Source organism: Bradyrhizobium sp. CCBAU 11386, assembly GCF_028128955.1.
GTDB lineage: Bacteria > Pseudomonadota > Alphaproteobacteria > Rhizobiales > Xanthobacteraceae > Bradyrhizobium.
Genome location: NZ_LBKA01000228.1, coordinates 1 through 18,103 on the forward strand (window position 1 = coordinate 1; position 18,103 = coordinate 18,103).

An 18,103-nucleotide genomic window follows, 5' to 3' on the forward strand; every position below is an offset into this window, starting at 1 on the left:
GCAGCCGCCTTGACTGCCGAGCACGATGCCGCACACTTACAGCCGATCGGCCCCCTTGACAGACAAGACGGTAGATCAGCGCTCGCTATTGGACAACGCTACGCGTTGCCAAGCGCTCGCTTGTCCAGGACGACGGAAAGATTTTCCCAGCATCGTGACGGCCTCAAATCACGTAAAACCCGTGCGTCCCGTCAAGCCGGAGCTGCTCGACCAATCCATACTCCCAATCGAGATAGGCCTGCATCGCACCTTCCGCGACATCGGTCCCCTCATAGGGCCGGCGGTAGCGGTGCGCCGGGTCCGGCTTCGGCAGCACCAGCGGCGGACCAACCTCCACCGCGCCGTCATAGCCGCCCTCGAGCACGTACACCTCCCAGCCCATCTGCGCGAGCCAGGACGCCGTCATGTCGGCGCGGACGCCCTTGTCGTCGGACAGGAGGATGCGTGCGCCACGCACCGGTGCGGCCATGTCGGTCTCCTGGACGAGCTGGCCGCCGGGATAGTGGCGGAAGCCCGGGAGGTGGCTAGCCGCATATTCCTCCGCATCGCGCACGTCGAAGCGGTAGAGCGTGCGATCGGTCTGCGCCGCGAGCGCCGCCGCCTCGCCTGCACCGATGTGGCGGACACCAGCGCGATAGGCGACGTCGCGGGCATTGGCCGGACCGCCTTCGAACGGTCCGATCGCCCCGCGCCGGTCGGCGCCATGGTTGAGCGCATGCCGCGCCAGCGTCCAGCCGATCGTGCCGTTGCGCAGCGCCCGCACCTTGTTGGGCACGCCGGCATTGATCAGCGACTGGGTGCCGATGATCGAACGGGTGCGGCCGGCGCAATTGACGATGATGGTGGTGTCAGGATCGGGTGCGGCCTGGCCTGCCCGCAGCACCAGCTCCGCGCCGGGCACGCTGACCGAGCCCGGAATGTTCATGGTCGCATATTCGTCGAAGCGGCGGACGTCGAGGATGGCGATGTTGGCCTTGTCCGCGATAAGCTTGGCGACCTCGTCAGCACTGAATGACGGCGTGTGCCGCCGCGCCTCGACCAGCTCGCCAAACGCCTTCGAATAGGAATTGACGTCCTCGAACATTTGATAGCCGGCAGCGCGCCAGGCCTTCAGGCCGCCGTCGAGCACACTGACATTGGTATAGCCGAGCGCGGCAAGACGTTCGGCGCCGGTTGCAACAAGCCCCTCACCATCATCATAGAGCACGATCGCCACGTCCTTGCGCGGCAGCCTTACCTCGGCTTCGATCGCGATCCGGTCCGCGGCCATGTTCGCCGCGAACAGGGGATGGCCCGTGGCGAAGCCAGCCTCATGCCTGAGATCGAGCAGCGCGATCTCCTCGCGCAACAGCAGCGCGCGGCGGATATCGGCGGGGGTGACGGTCGGGAGCTTCATGGCGTGAACCTTGGCGAGGACGAGCCATGGGCTTTTGAACGATTGCGGCGGCCTTGGCTAGCCTTCGCGTCCGTTCACTCGCCCGGGACCAGTCGCCCGAGCGGCGGCTGCGCGGGGCGCCGCAACCTGCGGCGCGACAGATAGAGCAGCACGCCGGTCACCGAGAACAGCGGCATCAGCGCCGCGGCGATCAGGAACGCAAGCTTGCCGGGCCAGCCCAGGACTGCGCCGCGGTGGATGTCGAGCAGGTTGGCGATGATCTTCTCGCCGAACGTCTTGTCGGAATAGCGCTCCGCGGAGGCCAGCTGGCCGGTCACGGCATCGACGCGGAATTCGTCGCGCGTGGTATCGAGCGTCGAGTCCTTCCCCCACGACCGGATCCGTATCGCCGTGCCGGAACCTGCGGGCAGCGTCAGCAAGGCCCTGGAGAAGCGGTCGCCCTCCTCGCGACGGAACGTCGTCCATGCCTGGTCGAACCCGATCGGCTGGGCCGGCTCGGGCCGGGCGGACGCACGCGGCGCCTTTGCGGGCATCTTCGGCTGCATCTTCGCAGCACTGACCTCCGGACGCGACAGCAGCCAGACGACGCCATCCTTGTACCAGTCGAACGAGTACCACAGCCCGGTGAGCGTCATCACCAGATAGACCGGCAGCACCCAGGTGCCGATCACCGCATGCAGCGACCGGTGCAGCCCGCGTCCGCTGAGCCCGAGATTCGGCTTCAGCCACATCTTCACGCTGCCCGCGCGGCGTGGCCAGCGCAGCACGAGGCCCGAGACCAGCATGACGATCAGGCCGAGCGCGGCCACGCCCGTGACCTGACGGCCCCAGCCCTTGGCATCGCCTGGGACGAGCAGCCAGCGATGCAGCCTGCGCACGGTCGCGAAAAACTCTTCGCCGCGCGGCGAGCCCAGCACGTGCGCGTCGTAGGGGTCGACATAGAGCGAGGTCGGCCGCGCGCCCTGCTCGTCGCGCGCGAAGCGGACACGCACCGCCGCTGCCGGATCGCTCGACAGCGTGACGGCCGAGACCTTGCCGAGATCCTGCCCCGTCTTCAGCCGCGCGACCAGTTCGTCCGGCATCAACACCGGCGCCTGGCGCGGCGCGACCTGCATGATGCCGGCGTTGAGATGGTCGACGATCTCGTCCTCAAAGCTCATGATCACGCCGGTCAGCGCGATCAGCGCAAGCAGCAGCGCCAGGACCAGGCCCGCGATGGAATGGACCTGGAGCAATGCGGCCTTGATGGTGTGCCCCAACCTATTCATCGAAGCCCGCCTTCTTGATCAGCGCGATCGCGGCCTGCTGATGCGCGGCGATCCGATCGATGGGCAGCGCATCGGCATTGTACGAGCCCATCTCGGCAACGACGGGAGCTCGTTCCGCCGCCGCGATCACGGGATATTCCAGCTCGGCGGCGGCAAAGATCCGTTGCGCGGCAGGCGTCACCAGGAACTCGACCAGCTTTTGCGCGGCCTCCGGATGCGGCGTGTGCTTCGCGATGGCCGCACCGGTGAGATTCACATGCGCCCCGCCGCCCTTGAATGCCGTCGGGACGGCCTTGGCCTCCATTGCCCATGCGCGCCAGTCGGCCCCTTCCCGTCCGTCACGTAATTGCGCCAATGCGACGGTGTTGCCGATGCCGATCTCGCAGACGCCCTGCGCGATCTCGCGGATCACGTCGTTGTCCTTGCCATCAGGCCTGTGGGCCAGGTTGGCTTTCAGGCCGGCAAGCCAGGCCGCCGTCGCCGCTTCGCCGTGATGGACGAGATAGGCCGCAACGAGCGCGACATTGTTCTGATGCAGCGGCGTGCGCATGCAGAGCTTGCCGCGCCATTGCGGACCCGCGAGGTCTTCGTAGTCGATCGCCGCGAGCGCGCTGTCCTTGCGCACGAATGCGACGCGCGGGCGGATGGCGAGCGCGATCCACTGCGCATCGCCGCCGCGAAGATTTGGGGGGACGGCCTGCTCGAGGCGCGACGATGTGAAGGCTCGCGTCAGACCACGGCTGGAGAGCTGGGTCGTCTTGTCCAGACCGATCGTCATCAGAACGTCTGCGGGCGACGCGTCGCCTTCCGACACAAGGCGCTTGACGAGGCTGTCCTCGACGAAGACGATCTTCACCTCGACGCCGCTGGCTTCGGTGAAAGCTGCGAGCGCAGGCTCGACCAGGGCGGCCTCCCTGGTCGAATAGAGCGTGATCTCCTCGGCGCGGCTCGCACCTGTGGCAGCAAGGCAGGCAGATGCCACCGCGATCAGGACCGCGATGGCTCTGTGCCGCGCCGCCATCGCTAGAACTTCACCGTGGCCGACAGAGACACGCGGCGCGCATCGCCGACCGCAACGTTCAGATTGTTGACGGCGGAGGGATAGTAGACGGTGTCGAACAGGTTCTTGACGTTGAACTGGTAGACCACGGGCGTGTTCTGGTATTTCGTCTCGTAGGTCGCGAAAATATCGGCGACCACATAGGACGGCAAGAAGAAGCTGTTGATCGCATCGCCGGGACGGTCGCCGACATAGCGCGCGCCGCCGCCGAGGCGGAGCTGCCCCGGCAAAGCCGTACCGAAGTCATAGACCAGATAGAGCGATGCCGTGTTCAACGCAACGTTCTGCAGCTTCCTGCCGAGCAGAGTTACATCCTCGGACGCCGTAACCCGCGCGTCGGTGTAGCCATAGCTGCCGATCAAGGCCCAGCTGTCGGTGAGCCTGCCGGTGACGTCCAGCTCGACGCCGCGCGAGTGGGCGCGGCCGACAGTGTGGATCTCCACGACATTCGCGCTGTTGGTGATCGTCGTCTGCACGTTCTTCTTGTCGAGATCGTAGAGCGCTAGCGTACCAGAGATGCGCTTGTTCAGATCAAACTTGATGCCCGTCTCGTAGGAGACACCCTCTTCCGGCGCGACTTTGGAATCGACCACGACGCCGATCGGCGCAATGGTCGAGTTCGGCTTCAGCGACTCGGTGTAGCTCGCATAGAGCGAAATCTGGTCGGTGAGCTTGAAAATGGCGCCGCCAAGCGGAAGCACCTTGTCCTGAGACACGTTGGTATTGGTGTTGAACGGGTTTTTCCCGCGTCCGGCGATCTGGTCGTAGTCCATGTAGCGCACGCCACCGACCAGCGCGAATCGCTCGGTGAGATGCAGCGTGTCCTGGAAGAACAACGACCACTGGCCGAGCTTGTCGGTCTGGGCGCTGTCCTGGCTCGACGCCGTCGTCCCCGGCCCGATCAGCCCGTAGACGGGATTATAGACATTGAAGGCCGGAGTTGCCTGCCGGATCAAAGTGTCGCGGTAGATGGTGCGATACTGACCGTCGCCGCCGAACACCACGTCATTGCGCATGTTGCCGAGCCAGAAGCCGCCGGAGATGTAGGACGTTCCGTAGCTGACGTTGCTGAGCGAGCTCCCCGTACCGTCATTGCTGCGCTTCTCGGCGCCGGTCTTGAAGTCGATGGAGGTGATGCGGAGCTGGTTGGCGCTGAAGGTTTCGGTGTTGTAGCTGTAGCCGGCGTAGACCTTCCAGTCCTGATTGAGGCGGTGCTCGACCGAAGCCTGCATCAGGTCCGACGTACCCCAGGTGTTGTTAAAGGGCTCGTCGAGCCGGCGCGTCGCGGGAACGGCGAGTGGCGCCCCGGTCGCCGGGTTGAACGCCGTGCCGCGGTCGAACGGATAGATAAACTCGCGGTGCTCGTAGTTGAGCTGAACCGTGGTGTCCTGGCCGTACCAGGCCAGCGACGGCGCCACCAGCATCTCGCGGTGACGGCCGAAATTGCGCCAATAATCCTCGCTGACGCCGTAGCCGATGAAGCGATACGCAAGGCCCTGGTCGCCAATCGGACCGGTGATGTCGAGCAAACCGTCGGCGCCGCTGCGATTGTTCGCATAGGTCGAGCCGAGCAGCGTGACCGAGCCGTGCTGATAGAGCTCCGGACGCTTGCTGATCGTGTTGACGATGCCGCCGGGATCCATGATGCCATAGAGCAGCGAGGCCGGTCCCTTCAGCACCTCGACGCTCTCGACAGCGGCGTTCAGACTGCGGCCCTGCACCAGCGGCATGCCGTTGCGCATGATCGAGCCGTCGCGATTGTCACCGAAGCCGCGGCGGATCACGGCGTCCTGGGTGCCGGCGAGCGTGTTGGTCTGGGTGATCCCGCTGATGTTGACCAGCGCATCGTCGATATTGCGCGGCAACTGGTCCTTCAGGACCTGCGCGGGCACGACGTTGACGGTCTGCGATGTGTCGAGCGGCGATGCGCCCGAACGCAGCGTGGTCGCGCTCGGCATCGCACGGTAGCCGAGCTTGGCGGCTTGCTGCGCGGCGGCCTCCGCGGCGGCGCGCTCCGAACGCGTCGGCGCTGCCGGCGCGGCATTGCGATTGCGCGCGGCGGCCTGGGTACGGCGTGAAGACTGCTCCGATGCGCGCGCCGGTTTCGGCCGCTGCGCCGGCGCCTCCACCGTCACCGGTGGCAGCGCCGATTGCGCCTGTGCGGTCGTCGTGTTGGAGGGGCATTCGGCGAGCAGCACGGCTGCTCCGATGAGAAGACCTGCACGACTCCCGCCGGCACGAATTCGATGACCGCTGACGCGGCCATCCAGATGAGCACGCACTTTCGATTCACTTCCAGGTCAGACACAGCATTGATGCTGGCGCGTCTAACAGCCGTTACGGGTGAAGAGAACCGTAGGCGGAATTGAATCGCTCTAGTGTTGAATGGTTCTAAGCGCAGATGGCCGCGAAACGGCAATCATGGATTGTTCTCGCGCCGATCGCGACACGCTGCGCGCGAAATTCGCGGCGGCTTATCGCGACATTGCGAGATTTCACGCGATGGCAGGGCTCGTCAGCTCGTCGAGCTTCCGCTTGAGCGCGGTGCCGTCGGACAAGGCCCGGAGCGGCGGGCGCACGCGCAGCCACGCTGCATCGCCGGTCTGCGCGGCGAGAATGGCCTTCAGCGTTGCGAGGAAGGATGGCGTCTTCACCACGATGTCGATCGCCGCTTGCATGCGTGCTTCGACATCCTTGCCGTCGATCATCGCCTTGACCAGCTCCGGCGCAATATTCGCCATGCCGCAGATGGTGCCGGCACCACCGGCGGCGATGGCGCGGGCGATGTCGGCTTCGTTGCCGACGGTGATGGCGAGCTCGGAGCTGGCTGCGCGGAACGCCTCGAACTGCTTGAAGTCGCCGCTGGAATCCTTCAGGCCTGCAACCAGCTTGCCGTAGCGCTTGCGCAAGCTTGCGGCGACCGTGGTCGGGATCGCGACGCCGGAGACCTGCGGGATGTGATAGAGCGAGGCACGCAGGCGATCGTCGGCAACGCCGTCGATGATCGCAGCGAAGGCATCCTCGATACCCTCGGGCGTGACGCTGCGGTCGAAGTAAGGCGGCAACAGCAGCACATGGCGCAGGCCGAGGCCGAGCACGGCGCGCGTCAACGCGATGCTGTCGCTGATGGCGGGGAAGCCGCCGCCGATTCCGATGCGCTCCGGCGCGACGCCGGCCTTGAGCACGGCTTCGATGGTCGCGACGCGTTCGGCGACGTTGAAGCAGGTGCCTTCGCCGGTGGTGCCGAACAGCACGACGCCGTCGACGCCTTTGCTGAAGAGCTGCTTGGCGTGGGCGGCGAGCCGGCCGTGATCCACGCCACCGTCGGTCGCCAGCGGCGTCGCCGACGCCACCCAGAACCCGCGAATCGCCTCCGTCATCACACCACCCTTTGCTGCAGTCTCGGACTAAGCCACTGATCCCTAAGGATCTTCCGCGCCTAGCGGAGACTTGTTTTTGCTTTACTTTTCACCTTGTACCTTACATACAAGACGGGCGCAAATCCCCATCGCTGCAGGCGCGCGACAGACGCGGCCGGATTTTGAGGAGGTCTTGCATGGACATGGTGACCCCCGTGGAGCGGCCCGACCAATTGCTCGGCGCCTTGCGCGACAAGCTCGGCGCAGCCGCCGTGCTGATCGGCGCTGACGTGCCGGCGCGCAATTGCAACGACTGGAGCGCGAGCCTGCCGCAAACGCCGCGCGCGGTGATCCGTCCGCTCGATGCGCCGGGCGTTGCGGATGCGATTCTGGCCTGCCGGCAGGCGCATCTGCCGTTCGTGCCGCAGGGCGGACTGACCGGGCTGTGCCGCGGCGCCTCGCCTGAAGCAGGCTGGGTCGCGATCTCGCTGGAGCGCATGACCGGCATCGAGGAGATCGATCGCGCCTCCGCGACGATGACGGTGAAGGCGGGCACGCCGCTGGAGACGATCCAGAAGGCCGCGGATGAGGCCGGCTTCTTCTTTCCGCTCGACCTCGGCTCGCGCGGCTCCTGTGCGATCGGCGGCAATCTCTCCACCAATGCCGGCGGCAATCGCGTGATCCGCTACGGCATGACGCGCGAGCTGGTGCTCGGCCTGGAGGTGGTGCTGCCGGATGGCACCATCATCACCAATCTCAACAAGCTGATGAAGAACAATGCCGGCTACGACCTGAAGCATCTCTTCATCGGCTCGGAAGGCACGCTCGGCATCATCACCCGCGTGGTGCTGAAGCTGTTCCCGAAGCCGTGCTCGACCATGGCGGCGCTGTGCGCGCTGAAGGATTATGCGGCGGTGATCGCACTGCTCGATGCCGCGCGCAGCGGGCTCGGCCCGCTGCTGTCGGCGTTCGAGGTGATGTGGCCGGATTATTGGGACGTGATCACGACGCGCGCCGGCGTGAAGCCGCCGGTCGCCGCAGGCCACGGCCTCTACGTGCTGGTGGAGGCGCAGGGCACCGACGAGAGCCTGGATGCACCGCGCTTCCAGGCCTGGCTCGAGGAGCTGATGGAGCGCGGGCTGCTCGCCGATGCCGCGGTGGCGCAATCGCTGGCGCAGACGCAAGCCTTCTGGCGGGTGCGCGACATCTGCGCCGAGTTCGGCCAGGTGCTGGGCCCGCACATCTCCTATGACATCGGACTTGCGGTGGCGCGGATGGACGAGTTCGTCACGCGCTGCAAGGCCGCGCTCGCCGACGGCATCAAGGGCTGCGAGAGCGTCTATTACGGCCATATCGGCGACGGCAATCTGCACCTCGTGTCCTGGGTCACGGGCCTCACGATCGCGCAGCAGCCGAAGGAGGAGATGGACACGATCATCTATGGTCTCGTGCGCGAGATGGGCGGCAGCGTCTCCGCCGAGCACGGCATCGGCACGCTGAAGAAGAAGTGGCTTGGCCATGCCAGGAGCGAGGCCGAGATCGCGCTGATGCGGACGCTGAAGGCCGCGCTGGATCCCGATCATCTGCTCAATCCCGGCAAGGTGATCTGAGAGAGCAATGCGATCGCTCAAGCTCGATACGCCGAAATCGCTGTCGCAGCGGGTGATGCAGCGGCTGCGCCAGGCCATCATCGACGGCGAGTTCGCGCTCGGCGCTGCGATCTCCGAGGAGATGGTGGCGAATTCCTTCGGCGTCAGCCGGACGCCGGTGCGCGAGGCGATGGGCCAGTTGCAGGCGCAGGGCCTCGTGGTGATCCGCCCGCAGGTCGGCAGTTTTGTCTTCACCCCGAGCGACGAGGACATCGCTGCGCTCTGCACCTTCAGGATCGCGCTCGAGCCCAAGGCCGCAGAGCTCGCCTTCCGCCACGATCGCGACGGTGCGGTCGCGACGATGAGTGAGGCGATCGCGGCGATGGAGCCGGCGGTCACGGCACGCGACAACATCGCCTATGGCCGCGCCGATGCCGCGTTCCACGAGGCGCTGTTCACCCATTGCGGCAACCGCTACCTCGTCGAATCCTACCAGCTCGTCTCCGGCCGCGTCGCTGCGCTGCGCACCAATCTGACCTCGCCGATCGACGTGCGCACCCGCTCGTCCTTCGACGAGCACCGCAAGCTGCTCGATCTGTTCGCACGCGGCGAGCATGCTGCGTTCGAAGCACTGATGACCACGCACATCACCAATTCTGGCGTGGTCTACGCCAAGGCCTTGAAAGTCGAGGCGCTGAAAGTGGATTGAGCAATTCTTCTACCGCCCGTCCTCCGGACCCGGCCTGTCCAGGAAATCCAGCGCGGTGTTGATCTGCTCGAGCTGATGCTCGATCCTGTCGCGGTCCTCGACGGTTTGCGCCGTCTCGAGTTCCTCTACGAGCTTCTGCTTCCGCGCCAGCAAGTTCTCAATGACCGTACTCACAAGTCCCCCATCACCCCGAAGCGAGCATCAAGGCAAAAATCCAGTTGCGGGCACTGGCGCCGGGATTGTCCAAGGCGCGCGCGAGCAGAGCTCGCGCCGGTGCCTAGGTCAGAATGTTCGCGGGGGGCGGTTGGTTCCCGCAAATGAACCACAACGGCCCCGCGCGCGGCGTTGCCAAATTGCGCGCCACGCGGGAACCGGAATCGGCGAGGACGGCCCATCGATCGGTTGTATTCGCGTCTCCGGAGTCCTATGCGTAGGCCCATGGACATCCAGATCATCACTGCCGAAAAGCCCCTGATGGCCCAGGCCCGCCCGCGCAAGCCGGCGCCGTTCCTGCCCATGAGCCGCACCGAGATGGACGCGCTCGGCTGGGATGCCTGCGACATCGTGCTGGTGACCGGGGACGCCTATGTCGACCATCCAAGCTTCGGCATGGCGATCATCGGCCGGCTGCTCGAGGCGCAGGGCTTTCGGGTCGGCATCATCGCGCAGCCGGACTGGCACTCGGCCGAGCCGTTTAGGGCGTTAGGCAAGCCAAAAGTCTTTTTCGGCGTCACTGGCGGCAACATGGACTCGATGGTGAACCGCTACACCGCGGACCGCCGCCTGCGCCATGACGACGCCTATACGGCGGGCGGCGAAGGCGGCAAGCGGCCGGATCGCTGCACCATCGTCTACGCCCAGCGCTGCCGCGAGGCGTTCAAGGACGTGCCGGTCGTGCTCGGCGGCATCGAGGCATCGCTGCGCCGGATCGCACATTACGACTACTGGTCCGACAAGGTGCGCCGCTCGGTGCTGGCCGACGCCAAGGCGGACCTGCTGCTCTACGGCAATGCCGAGCGCGCCGTCGTCGAGGTGGCCAATCGTCTTGCCGCAGGCGAAGCGCCGCGCGAGCTCGACGACATCAGGGGCGTCGCGCTGTTTCGTCGCGTGCCCGAGGACTATTCGGAGCTGCACGCCGACGATCTCGATTCCGCCGACGAGGGCGCATCGCGGACGAAAGGCCCCACCGTGATCCGGCTTCCGGCGCTGGAGCAGGTCGAGCAGGACAAGGAAGCCTATGCCCGCGCGTCACGCGTGTTGCACCGGGAGAGCAATCCCGGCAATGCGCGGCCGCTGGTGCAGCGTCATGGCGACCGCGATCTCTGGCTCAACCCGCCGCCGATCCCGCTGACCAGCGACGAGATGGACGCGGTCTACGACCTGCCTTATGCGCGCGCCCCGCATCCGTCCTATGGCGATGCCAAAATCCCCGCCTGGGACATGATCAAGTTCTCGGTGACGATCATGCGCGGCTGCTTCGGCGGCTGCACCTTCTGCTCGATCACCGAGCATGAAGGCCGCATCATCCAGAACCGCTCCGAGGGTTCTATTCTGCGCGAGATCGAGAAGATCCGCGACAAGACGCCGGGCTTCACCGGCGTGATCTCCGACATCGGCGGCCCCACCGCCAACATGTACCGGATGGCGTGCAAGGACCCGAAGGTCGAGGCGGCGTGCCGGCGGCCGTCCTGCGTCTTCCCGGAGATCTGCCCGAACCTCAACACCTCGCATGACGATTTGATCCGGCTCTATCGCAAGGTGCGCGAGACCAAGGGCATCAAGAAGGTGATGGTCGCCTCCGGCGTGCGCTACGACCTCGCGGTGGAGAGCCCGGAATACATCAAGGAGCTCGTCACCCATCACGTCGGCGGCTACCTGAAGATCGCGCCTGAACATACCGAGCGCGGCCCGCTCGACAAGATGATGAAGCCGGGCATCGGCGCCTACAACCAGTTCAAGCGGATGTTCGATGCCGCCGCCGAGCAGGCCGGCAAAAAATATTACCTCATCCCCTATTTCATCGCGGCGCATCCGGGCACGACCGACGAGGACATGATGAACCTCGCGCTCTGGCTCAAGAAGAACCGCTACCGCGCCGACCAGGTGCAGACCTTCCTGCCCTCGCCGATGGCGACCGCAACCGCGATGTACCACACCGGCGTCAATCCGCTGCGCGGCGTACGCCACGGCGGCAGCGACAAGGTCGAGGCCATCAAGGGCCTGCGCCAGCGCCGCCTGCACAAGGCGTTCCTGCGCTATCACGACCCCGACAACTGGCCGGCGCTGCGCGAGGCGCTGAAAGCGATGGGCCGCGCCGACCTGATCGGCTCCCGCCCCGACCAGCTCGTCCCAGCGCACCAGCCCCCCGGCACCGGCAAGGCCGCTGGCACAAGGCGTCCGGTTCGGCCGGGCGACAAGATGCAGCGGTTCACGACCAAGGGCCTGCGGGTGATGAAGTAGCGGGCGAGAGCCGGATCAGGTCCGGTTCTACGTGGCGCTTTCGCCCCTCCAAAACAAAAATGTCGAAAACAACCCCATGCACAGTAGCCAGGGGCAGCAAAATCAACGGCTTAGAGTGCGACGAGATGGGATGGATCATCGCCACGCCTTAGCTCGTCGACTGAGCATGATCTGTTCGACGGAGCGCTGCGCATTCTGCTGATTTTACGAAACCGTTGACCCGTCGGGCAAAACAGGGGCAGGATGGCAGCATCGGAGAACGAGGATAGGGCGAGCCCGATCCGCTACTCTGTATCAACATCCTCGAGCTTCACGCCGCGTCTCGCGGCTGTTCTGCTGTTCGACGCGCAGCAGGATGGCGTCCGTGAACGCCTGCCCACCTGGCAGCCCAGCAACGTCTGCGAATACCGCCGCTGGCTCTGCCTTGCCCGCTCCGCGCTCAAGGTGCTCCATCTTGGTTCACTGTGCTCATAGACGTCGGCTTTCCAGGGCAACGCGGAAGTCAGCCGTCTTGAGTGGGATAGGCGGCTTGTGACCCACAGCAGAAGCTATCACCCTGAGACCTGCGGTCTTCTCTTCGCCATCGTCCGGACCAGGCTCACAAAGTTCTTTAGGACTGGAGACGGGTCTCCTCGTCGCCAAGCCAATCCGAGAAACGCCTTCGGGGAGGCATCGCCGAGAGCCCGATACACCACGCCTTTCATGCGCACGCTCTGCATCGTCGATGGCACCAGAGCGATCCCCAGTCCGGCAGCGACCAGGCCTAGAGTTGACGTAATTCTGGGCGCCGGCTGCCCCAGACGCGGGATAAATCCCGCCGCTCGACACGCTGCCATGGTCTCGTCGTGCAACCCCGTGCCCGCCGGACCAATCATGATAAACTGGTCATTTGCCAGGCTTTTCAGCGATACGGTTTTCGACCTTGTCCTTGCCAAGGGGTGATGACTTGGCAACGCTGCGACCAGCGCCTCGCGTTGAAGCAGCGTCACGTCGACGCCATCGGCATGTACTTGGGGGGCTCGCACGAACGCCACGTCCATTTGATTGTCGTTGAATTGAGCAACGATCTCGTTGCTGAGTCCTTCATGCAGGACGAGCGAAACACCTGGAAATTGTTCTCGGAAGGTACGAATGGCATCGGGAACGAGGGGATTGAATGGCGCAGTCGGTGCAATGCCGACGCATAAGGATCCCAGCTCACCTCGTGCTGCGCGGCGCGTAGCTTCGATCGCGCGCTCAAAATCATTGAGCACTGCCGTGGCCTCGCGAAAGAGAACATGTCCAGCTGCTGTCAGCTCGACTCCACGCGACGAACGGCGAAAAAGCTGAACGTTCAATTCTCTTTCAATCAAGCTGATTTGTCGACTGAGCGGCGGCTGCTGCATGTCGAGCCGCTCTGCCGCGCGCGTGATATGCCCTTCTTGCGCTACGGCGATGAAATAGCGAAGGCGTCTGAGATCCATCACATACCCAAAAAGTATCGCAATCGTTCCACGCATAGCATAGCGGGGCTCTTGGGAAGACGCTATCAGCGATCCCCAAGATGACGAGGAGAGCAAAATGCGTTTGCCGAGGCGGCATTTTCTAAGGATCGCACTCGCCACGATCGCGTCCGCGCCAGGCATCGCGGTTGCTGAAGGATATCCGACAAAAGGCGTTCGACTTTTGGTCGGATTTCCCGCGGGTGGACCGGTGGACATCGCGGGTCGGTTCATCGCGCCCTGGCTCTCTCAGCGTTTGAGCCACCCGTTCAGTGTGGAGAATCAGCCGGGGGAGAGCGGAAATGCCGCTACCAGATCGGTGGTTAAGGCAGAACCTGACGGGCACACACTTCTCGTTTGCGGGCCGGTGAACGCGATCAATACGACTCTGTTCAAAGATCTCGACTTCGACTTCGGGAGCGATATCACGCCTGTTGCCGGGCTCTACCGTGTCCCGCTCGTCATCGAAGTGCATCCTTCCGTACCGGTCAGAACCCTTTCGGAGTTTGTTGCCTTCGCCAAGGCCAATCCCGGCAAGCTCAAGGTCGGGTTCGCTGGCCGCGGCACGCCACAGCATGTGGGAATCGAGCTGTTCAAGATCTTGGCTGGCGTAGATCTCACGTTGGTGCCTTATCTCGGTTCAACACCCGCCCTTTCGGATCTTCTCGCCGGCAACATTCACGCCATGTTCGACCCGATGCCCTCTTCGATTGCGCACCTCAAACGAGGCGAGCTCGTCCCGATCGCAGTGACAACTCTGAGCAGATCGGCGAACTTGCCGGAGGTGCCGGTAGCGGCTGACACCGTCACAGGGTACGAAGCGGGATCATGGTTCGGCATAGGGGCGCCGAGGGCAACCCCCAAGGACATCGTCCAACTGCTGAATAATGAGGTCAATGCAGCCCTCATGGACCCTGGCACGAAAGCAAGAATTGCAGATCTTGGAGGCGATGTGATGGTTGGCTCACAAGCAGAGTTTCAGAAATTCGTCGCTCACGAAACCCAGAAATACGCTGACGTGATTCGCTTGGCCGGCATTTCACCGAAGTGAGACCATCGAGCGCGCATCATGGTGTACGTGATGGGGTCGATCTTCGCGTTAATCGTTGTCGGCTTGGTAATCTATTTTCTTGTTGCCTATCCCAGCATGCTTACATTCTCCCTTTTCTCCACGATTTTTCCAGTATTCCTCATCGTTGGGTTGGGATTTTTCAAACTGGCCCGCAATCGCGCGGCCAAATAAGGACTCACAGTGAAAGTCTCATGTCCGCTTCGGGTCAAGGGCTGCCTTGAGGCTGCTCGCATGACGCTGTTCGCCTCACCTCCCGAAAGCCGACTTTGTGGCCTTCCGAGCGAAGGTCCGCCAGGGGCCCAGAAGCGGACCTCTACAAGCCGTTCGTCGTGGCTTTCCAAAACCTATCCATCGCTGAGCAATGCTCTCTGGACTTCGGCCCCAGGAAACCTACCACCGACCTGAAATCGAATGCCTTTGTGCCATCTGCATGCTGTAGTGATTCAAGAAAGCCGGTTGATAAAGCGGCACGTTCTTGAGCAGAGCCGTCTTCGAGCGCTTGTTCGCAGAGTTCAAAGACGGATTGTATTGTGCTTCTTGGCAGTCGATTGAAATGCTCGACAAGAGCCTCCGCCAATCCGGTACCCACGAGGGTTACGGACACCACTTCAGGCGACCATTCGGCCTTTAGCTTAGCGAGCACCTCTCTCAATTGAGGTGCAAGATCAGCAATTCTTTCAAGATAGCTCTCATCCCTAGGCATGCGATCAATATGTCGGACACGGATCATGTCGGCAATGGGTCAAAATGCGAAGAACTCAGAGTGAGCAAAGTCAGTCCGCTCTATCCCACCAAGCAAGCGGACCTCAATGAAAGGTGTCGCCACTTCGCTGATGGGCCAATAGGGGATTAGCGCGCGATGCGCATCGGGTGCTTTGGGTTGCGGCGTATGAAATCATCAACATCCCGCAATCGTTCTGGCAATGGTTCGGCGTCGGGATGGCTCCGGTAGCTCCAGAAGCGGAAACCCGCTGACCAGAGGGCTTGCACCTTTTGCCATTGCTCGGCGTCGGAACGCTTTGGAGCTTTGAACGATCGGCCCATCTCATGCAGACATGAGCCGCACTGCGGGCAAGCTGCGCCCGGGGCCGCCCGCACCTTCCATGATTTCCGACACTCGAAGCAGGCATGAGCAATGAGGTAATCTTGTCCGCGCACCGCTTTAGGTGGACGCGGGTCGGCGCGCGTGCCTGTGGAACGCCGCAAATCCATCCGTCGAGCTTTTTCCCAGCCGCCTACCATTCGAGGAGAATGACAGCGGACCCCAATGTCTGCAACGGGTCTTGGTCGTGTAAAAACACCGTTCCCTGGGGAAGTCGGTGAGAAGCCAGGACCGGCTTGGTCTCAGGCCACGATCGCAGCCATCAGCTGCTTGCTCCCGACGATGTTCATGACTCGCGTCAGATTATAGGCCAGGACCGAGAGTGCCATCTCGGCGGCTACTTTTGGGAGGGTTTTGGTGAGGAAGTGTGTCGCTCCCATGCGAGCCTTCATCGTGCCGAATGGATGCTCGACTGTCTCGCGACGCTGGCGCATGGCCTGTGGGTTTGCATCAAGGCGCTGCTGCACAGCCTCGAGCAGATGCTCATGCTCCCATCGCGTAATCCGCCGCTCTGGCCCGGTCGTACATTGCGATTTGAGCGAACAATTTTGACAGGCTGTGGTCCAGTAACGCCGTAGCATCTTGCCGTCTTCTTCGTTTGTGTAGCGATACGGCAGTCGCTCCCCAGCTGGACAGCAATAGGCGTCCTCCCCTGGCAAATACGCAAAGTCCTGCTTACCGAAGCGCCCCTCGGATTTGGCGCCAGACGTCTGCGGCTTAGGCAGCGTTACCGTGATGCCGGCCTCGTGGCACGCGAGGATCTCCGGGCTGTTGAAGTAGCCGCGATCGGCTACAGCTTCGAGTGTCTCGGTCTTTAGAACAGCCTTCGCCTGCTTGGCCATATTGGCGAGTTGTGCCCGATCTGAACCGCTGTTCGTCACCTCGTGCGTCACGATCAAATGATGTTCGGTGTCGACGGCGACCTGCACGTTGTAACCGACGACCCCGGAGCCGCGGCCGCTCGTGGGCATCGAACGGCTGTCGGGATCAGTCAGGGAGATTTGCTGATCCGGCGAAGCAAGCATCTGCTTCTCGTAGACAGCAAGCTTGCCCATTTCCTCCTTCAGCTTCGTCAGCTTCTCGGTCAGCCTCGTCACCTTGGCGGCCAGCGCCTCCGTCGGTTCCTGCCGGTCGGCCGCGTCAAGTTGGCTCAGATAGCGCGCAACGCTCTCCTCCAGCTGGGCTCGCCGCCGCTCCACCTTCGCCCGCGTGAAGTTCTTGTCCCGGTTGTTCACCGCTTTGAACTTGCTGCCATCGATGGCGACGCTCGATGTCGCGAGGAGACCCATTTCACGGCAGAGTTCGACGAAGCGTGCACATACCTTGCGGAGCGCCAAGCCCTTGTCTTTGCGGAAGTCCGCGATCGTCTTATGATCGGGAGTGAGCCGGCCCAGCAGCCACATGGCCTCGACATTGCGTCCGGCCTCTCGTTCGAGCCGTCGGCTCGACTGCACCCGGTTCAGATAGCCGTAGATGTAAAGCTTCAGGAGAACCGAGGGATGGTATGACGGCCGACCGGTCGCCGCCGGCTCCACTCCCTCGAAGCTTAACTCGGCCAAATCGAGCGCATCGACGAATACGTCGATCACGCGAACAGGGTTGCTCTCGTCAATGAAATCATCGAGGCATTCGGGCAATAGCGTCCACTGCCCACGATCGGCCTGCTCAACGAAGCGCCTCATCAGCTTCCCCCGCAGAATCACGAGAGAATCATAGCAAAGCAGCGGCGTTTTCACACAGCCAGGGTCAAAAGCAGCGGTCGTCCAATCGGTCAGGCGGCGTCCGGCCTCCCTCAAACAGCAGACATGACGATGGCTCTCGTGGCGCTCGGCTCGGGGCCACTGACAGACCATTTTCGCGTGACCAAGTACGGTCTGCTCACGGAAGCCGACGCGAGCGGCGGCATTATCGGCACGTGCGGGAGCATCACCGACGTTAACCCTGTCGGCAAATGATTCGTCGCAAGTCGGCAGCCGTCGACAAAGTTGCCTCATTGGCGCGGAGAATTTTCAGCGGCACGAATCCGGGTCAGAGGCGCATTATGCTGAGAATGGCGTTGTTGGGCCTGCTCATCCTGTTGAGTGTAGGAATGCTGTCGGCAATGGAGCTGATAGCGCCACCGCGTCGTGCGGCTGCGATCGTGCAGCCACTTGCCGAGCAAGACGCGGGCACTTCTGCTTCACACGACGCCCTGGCGAAGGCCGACCGCCTCGACGTTGCCGCCGTGAGCAGCGCGATGCCGACACAGACTGCTTCGGTGGAAGACCGCGTTGCTCCGCCAGAAGAGGCCCATATCGGCTCGTCGGAGCCGAAGCCGATCGTCCGTCATCGGCATAATCCGAAAAAGATCGCGACCGCTGAACGTCCCAAGCCGAAGGCAACCGTTGTCAAGCGAACTGCCAACTTCCAGCGCTCAAAGGCCGCAAGCAATGCGGAGCCCTGTCGGCTCAAGGCGTTTGGTGGCTTGCGCAAGGCATTGAATTTGACCGGTTGCGACATCTGAGGACGCTTCTCGGCGTGGCCGATTGAAGTTGAGCGATCTGAGTTCGTGGCCCGCTGTCGGGCAGCAGTCCAAACCGCGCCTAATCTGCTTTCCCCAAAGGGGGC

Annotated in this window: 15 protein-coding genes; 6 read left to right on the forward strand and 9 right to left on the reverse strand. The window is 63.4% G+C overall.

What is annotated here, in order from left to right; all coding sequences use genetic code 11:
* Positions 1 to 163: 163 nt before the first annotated feature.
* From XI09_RS21300 to XI09_RS21320, 5 genes are all read right to left on the reverse strand, one after another.
* A complete protein-coding gene (locus tag XI09_RS21300; protein ID WP_271568587.1) occupies positions 164 to 1,396 on the reverse strand; it encodes a rhodanese-like domain-containing protein in 1,233 nt (410 codons plus the stop codon).
* A gap of 74 nt (positions 1,397 to 1,470) precedes the next feature.
* On the reverse strand, positions 1,471 to 2,664 hold the full coding sequence (locus XI09_RS21305; RefSeq protein WP_271568588.1) for a PepSY-associated TM helix domain-containing protein: 1,194 nt from the start codon (positions 2,662 to 2,664) through the stop codon (positions 1,471 to 1,473).
* The gene (locus tag XI09_RS21310) at positions 2,657 to 3,685 is read right to left on the reverse strand and encodes an extracellular solute-binding protein (protein WP_271568589.1); all 1,029 of its coding nucleotides are present in this window, start codon (positions 3,683 to 3,685) and stop codon (positions 2,657 to 2,659) included. Before XI09_RS21310 ends, XI09_RS21305 begins: the two co-directional genes overlap by 8 nt.
* Positions 3,686 to 3,687: 2 nt before the next feature.
* Positions 3,688 to 6,006 carry a TonB-dependent siderophore receptor gene (locus XI09_RS21315; RefSeq protein WP_271568590.1) on the reverse strand — a complete coding sequence of 773 codons (2,319 nt, stop codon included), beginning with the start codon at positions 6,004 to 6,006 and terminating at the stop codon, positions 3,688 to 3,690.
* A 213-nt stretch (positions 6,007 to 6,219) separates the two neighbouring features.
* Positions 6,220 to 7,104, reverse strand: a complete 885-nt coding sequence (locus XI09_RS21320) for a dihydrodipicolinate synthase family protein (RefSeq protein WP_271568591.1) — start codon at positions 7,102 to 7,104, stop codon at positions 6,220 to 6,222.
* Positions 7,105 to 7,280: 176 nt separating this feature from the next.
* Between XI09_RS21320 and XI09_RS21325 the strand changes: the two genes are divergently transcribed.
* Together XI09_RS21325 and XI09_RS21330 are read left to right on the forward strand one after the other, a co-directional pair.
* Positions 7,281 to 8,693, forward strand: a complete 1,413-nt coding sequence (locus XI09_RS21325; protein ID WP_271568592.1) for an FAD-binding oxidoreductase — start codon at positions 7,281 to 7,283, stop codon at positions 8,691 to 8,693.
* Between the two features lie 7 nt (positions 8,694 to 8,700).
* Positions 8,701 to 9,381 carry a GntR family transcriptional regulator gene (locus XI09_RS21330; protein WP_271568593.1) on the forward strand — a complete coding sequence of 227 codons (681 nt, stop codon included), beginning with the start codon at positions 8,701 to 8,703 and terminating at the stop codon, positions 9,379 to 9,381.
* Between the two features lie 9 nt (positions 9,382 to 9,390).
* On the opposite strand, the gene XI09_RS21335 is transcribed toward XI09_RS21330, so the two are convergent.
* Entirely contained in the window at positions 9,391 to 9,555 is a 165-nt protein-coding gene (locus tag XI09_RS21335) for a hypothetical protein (RefSeq protein WP_271568594.1), read from the reverse strand.
* Between the two features lie 264 nt (positions 9,556 to 9,819).
* On the opposite strand from XI09_RS21335, the gene XI09_RS21340 reads away from it, so the two are divergent.
* On the forward strand, positions 9,820 to 11,841 hold the full coding sequence (locus tag XI09_RS21340) for a YgiQ family radical SAM protein (protein WP_271568646.1): 2,022 nt from the start codon (positions 9,820 to 9,822) through the stop codon (positions 11,839 to 11,841).
* A gap of 551 nt (positions 11,842 to 12,392) precedes the next feature.
* Here the strand turns inward: XI09_RS21340 and XI09_RS21345 are convergent.
* Positions 12,393 to 13,304 carry a LysR family transcriptional regulator gene (locus tag XI09_RS21345; protein ID WP_271568595.1) on the reverse strand — a complete coding sequence of 304 codons (912 nt, stop codon included), beginning with the start codon at positions 13,302 to 13,304 and terminating at the stop codon, positions 12,393 to 12,395.
* Positions 13,305 to 13,401: 97 nt separating this feature from the next.
* Between XI09_RS21345 and XI09_RS21350 the strand changes: the two genes are divergently transcribed.
* Positions 13,402 to 14,373 (forward strand): Bug family tripartite tricarboxylate transporter substrate binding protein, encoded by a 972-nt coding sequence (locus XI09_RS21350; protein WP_271568596.1) that lies wholly within the window; start codon positions 13,402 to 13,404, stop codon positions 14,371 to 14,373.
* 334 nt (positions 14,374 to 14,707) lie between these two features.
* Here XI09_RS21350 and XI09_RS21355 read toward each other — a convergent pair whose 3' ends face one another.
* Both XI09_RS21355 and XI09_RS21360 read right to left on the reverse strand, forming a co-directional pair.
* Positions 14,708 to 15,124 (reverse strand): DUF7674 family protein, encoded by a 417-nt coding sequence (locus XI09_RS21355; protein WP_271568597.1) that lies wholly within the window; start codon positions 15,122 to 15,124, stop codon positions 14,708 to 14,710.
* A gap of 614 nt (positions 15,125 to 15,738) precedes the next feature.
* Positions 15,739 to 17,178, reverse strand: coding sequence for an IS1182 family transposase (locus XI09_RS21360; RefSeq protein WP_271568598.1), 1,440 nt, complete (start codon positions 17,176 to 17,178; stop codon positions 15,739 to 15,741).
* 129 nt (positions 17,179 to 17,307) lie between these two features.
* Here XI09_RS21360 and XI09_RS21365 point away from each other — a divergent pair, with 129 nt between their 5' ends.
* Both XI09_RS21365 and XI09_RS21370 read left to right on the forward strand, forming a co-directional pair.
* The gene (locus tag XI09_RS21365; protein WP_271568599.1) at positions 17,308 to 17,451 is read left to right on the forward strand and encodes a hypothetical protein; all 144 of its coding nucleotides are present in this window, start codon (positions 17,308 to 17,310) and stop codon (positions 17,449 to 17,451) included.
* 95 nt (positions 17,452 to 17,546) lie between these two features.
* Positions 17,547 to 17,999 (forward strand): hypothetical protein, encoded by a 453-nt coding sequence (locus tag XI09_RS21370; RefSeq protein WP_271568647.1) that lies wholly within the window; start codon positions 17,547 to 17,549, stop codon positions 17,997 to 17,999.
* Positions 18,000 to 18,103: the final 104 nt, after the last annotated feature.

What these genes read in the sequence shown, in the direction of transcription:
- XI09_RS21330 (WP_271568593.1), top strand. Translation starts at nt 8,701, where the DNA reads ATGCGATCGCTCAAGCTCGATACGCCGAAATCGCTGTCGCAGCGGGTG.
- XI09_RS21345 (WP_271568595.1), bottom strand. Translation starts at nt 13,304, where the DNA reads ATGGATCTCAGACGCCTTCGCTATTTCATCGCCGTAGCGCAAGAAGGG.
- XI09_RS21350 (WP_271568596.1), top strand. Translation starts at nt 13,402, where the DNA reads ATGCGTTTGCCGAGGCGGCATTTTCTAAGGATCGCACTCGCCACGATC.
- XI09_RS21325 (WP_271568592.1), top strand. Translation starts at nt 7,281, where the DNA reads ATGGACATGGTGACCCCCGTGGAGCGGCCCGACCAATTGCTCGGCGCC.
- XI09_RS21355 (WP_271568597.1), bottom strand. Translation starts at nt 15,124, where the DNA reads ATGATCCGTGTCCGACATATTGATCGCATGCCTAGGGATGAGAGCTAT.
- XI09_RS21320 (WP_271568591.1), bottom strand. Translation starts at nt 7,104, where the DNA reads ATGACGGAGGCGATTCGCGGGTTCTGGGTGGCGTCGGCGACGCCGCTG.
- XI09_RS21340 (WP_271568646.1), top strand. Translation starts at nt 9,820, where the DNA reads ATGGACATCCAGATCATCACTGCCGAAAAGCCCCTGATGGCCCAGGCC.
- XI09_RS21370 (WP_271568647.1), top strand. Translation starts at nt 17,547, where the DNA reads ATGGCGTTGTTGGGCCTGCTCATCCTGTTGAGTGTAGGAATGCTGTCG.
- XI09_RS21305 (WP_271568588.1), bottom strand. Translation starts at nt 2,664, where the DNA reads ATGAATAGGTTGGGGCACACCATCAAGGCCGCATTGCTCCAGGTCCAT.
- XI09_RS21360 (WP_271568598.1), bottom strand. Translation starts at nt 17,178, where the DNA reads ATGAGGCGCTTCGTTGAGCAGGCCGATCGTGGGCAGTGGACGCTATTG.
- XI09_RS21300 (WP_271568587.1), bottom strand. Translation starts at nt 1,396, where the DNA reads ATGAAGCTCCCGACCGTCACCCCCGCCGATATCCGCCGCGCGCTGCTG.
- XI09_RS21365 (WP_271568599.1), top strand. Translation starts at nt 17,308, where the DNA reads ATGGCTCTCGTGGCGCTCGGCTCGGGGCCACTGACAGACCATTTTCGC.
- XI09_RS21310 (WP_271568589.1), bottom strand. Translation starts at nt 3,685, where the DNA reads ATGGCGGCGCGGCACAGAGCCATCGCGGTCCTGATCGCGGTGGCATCT.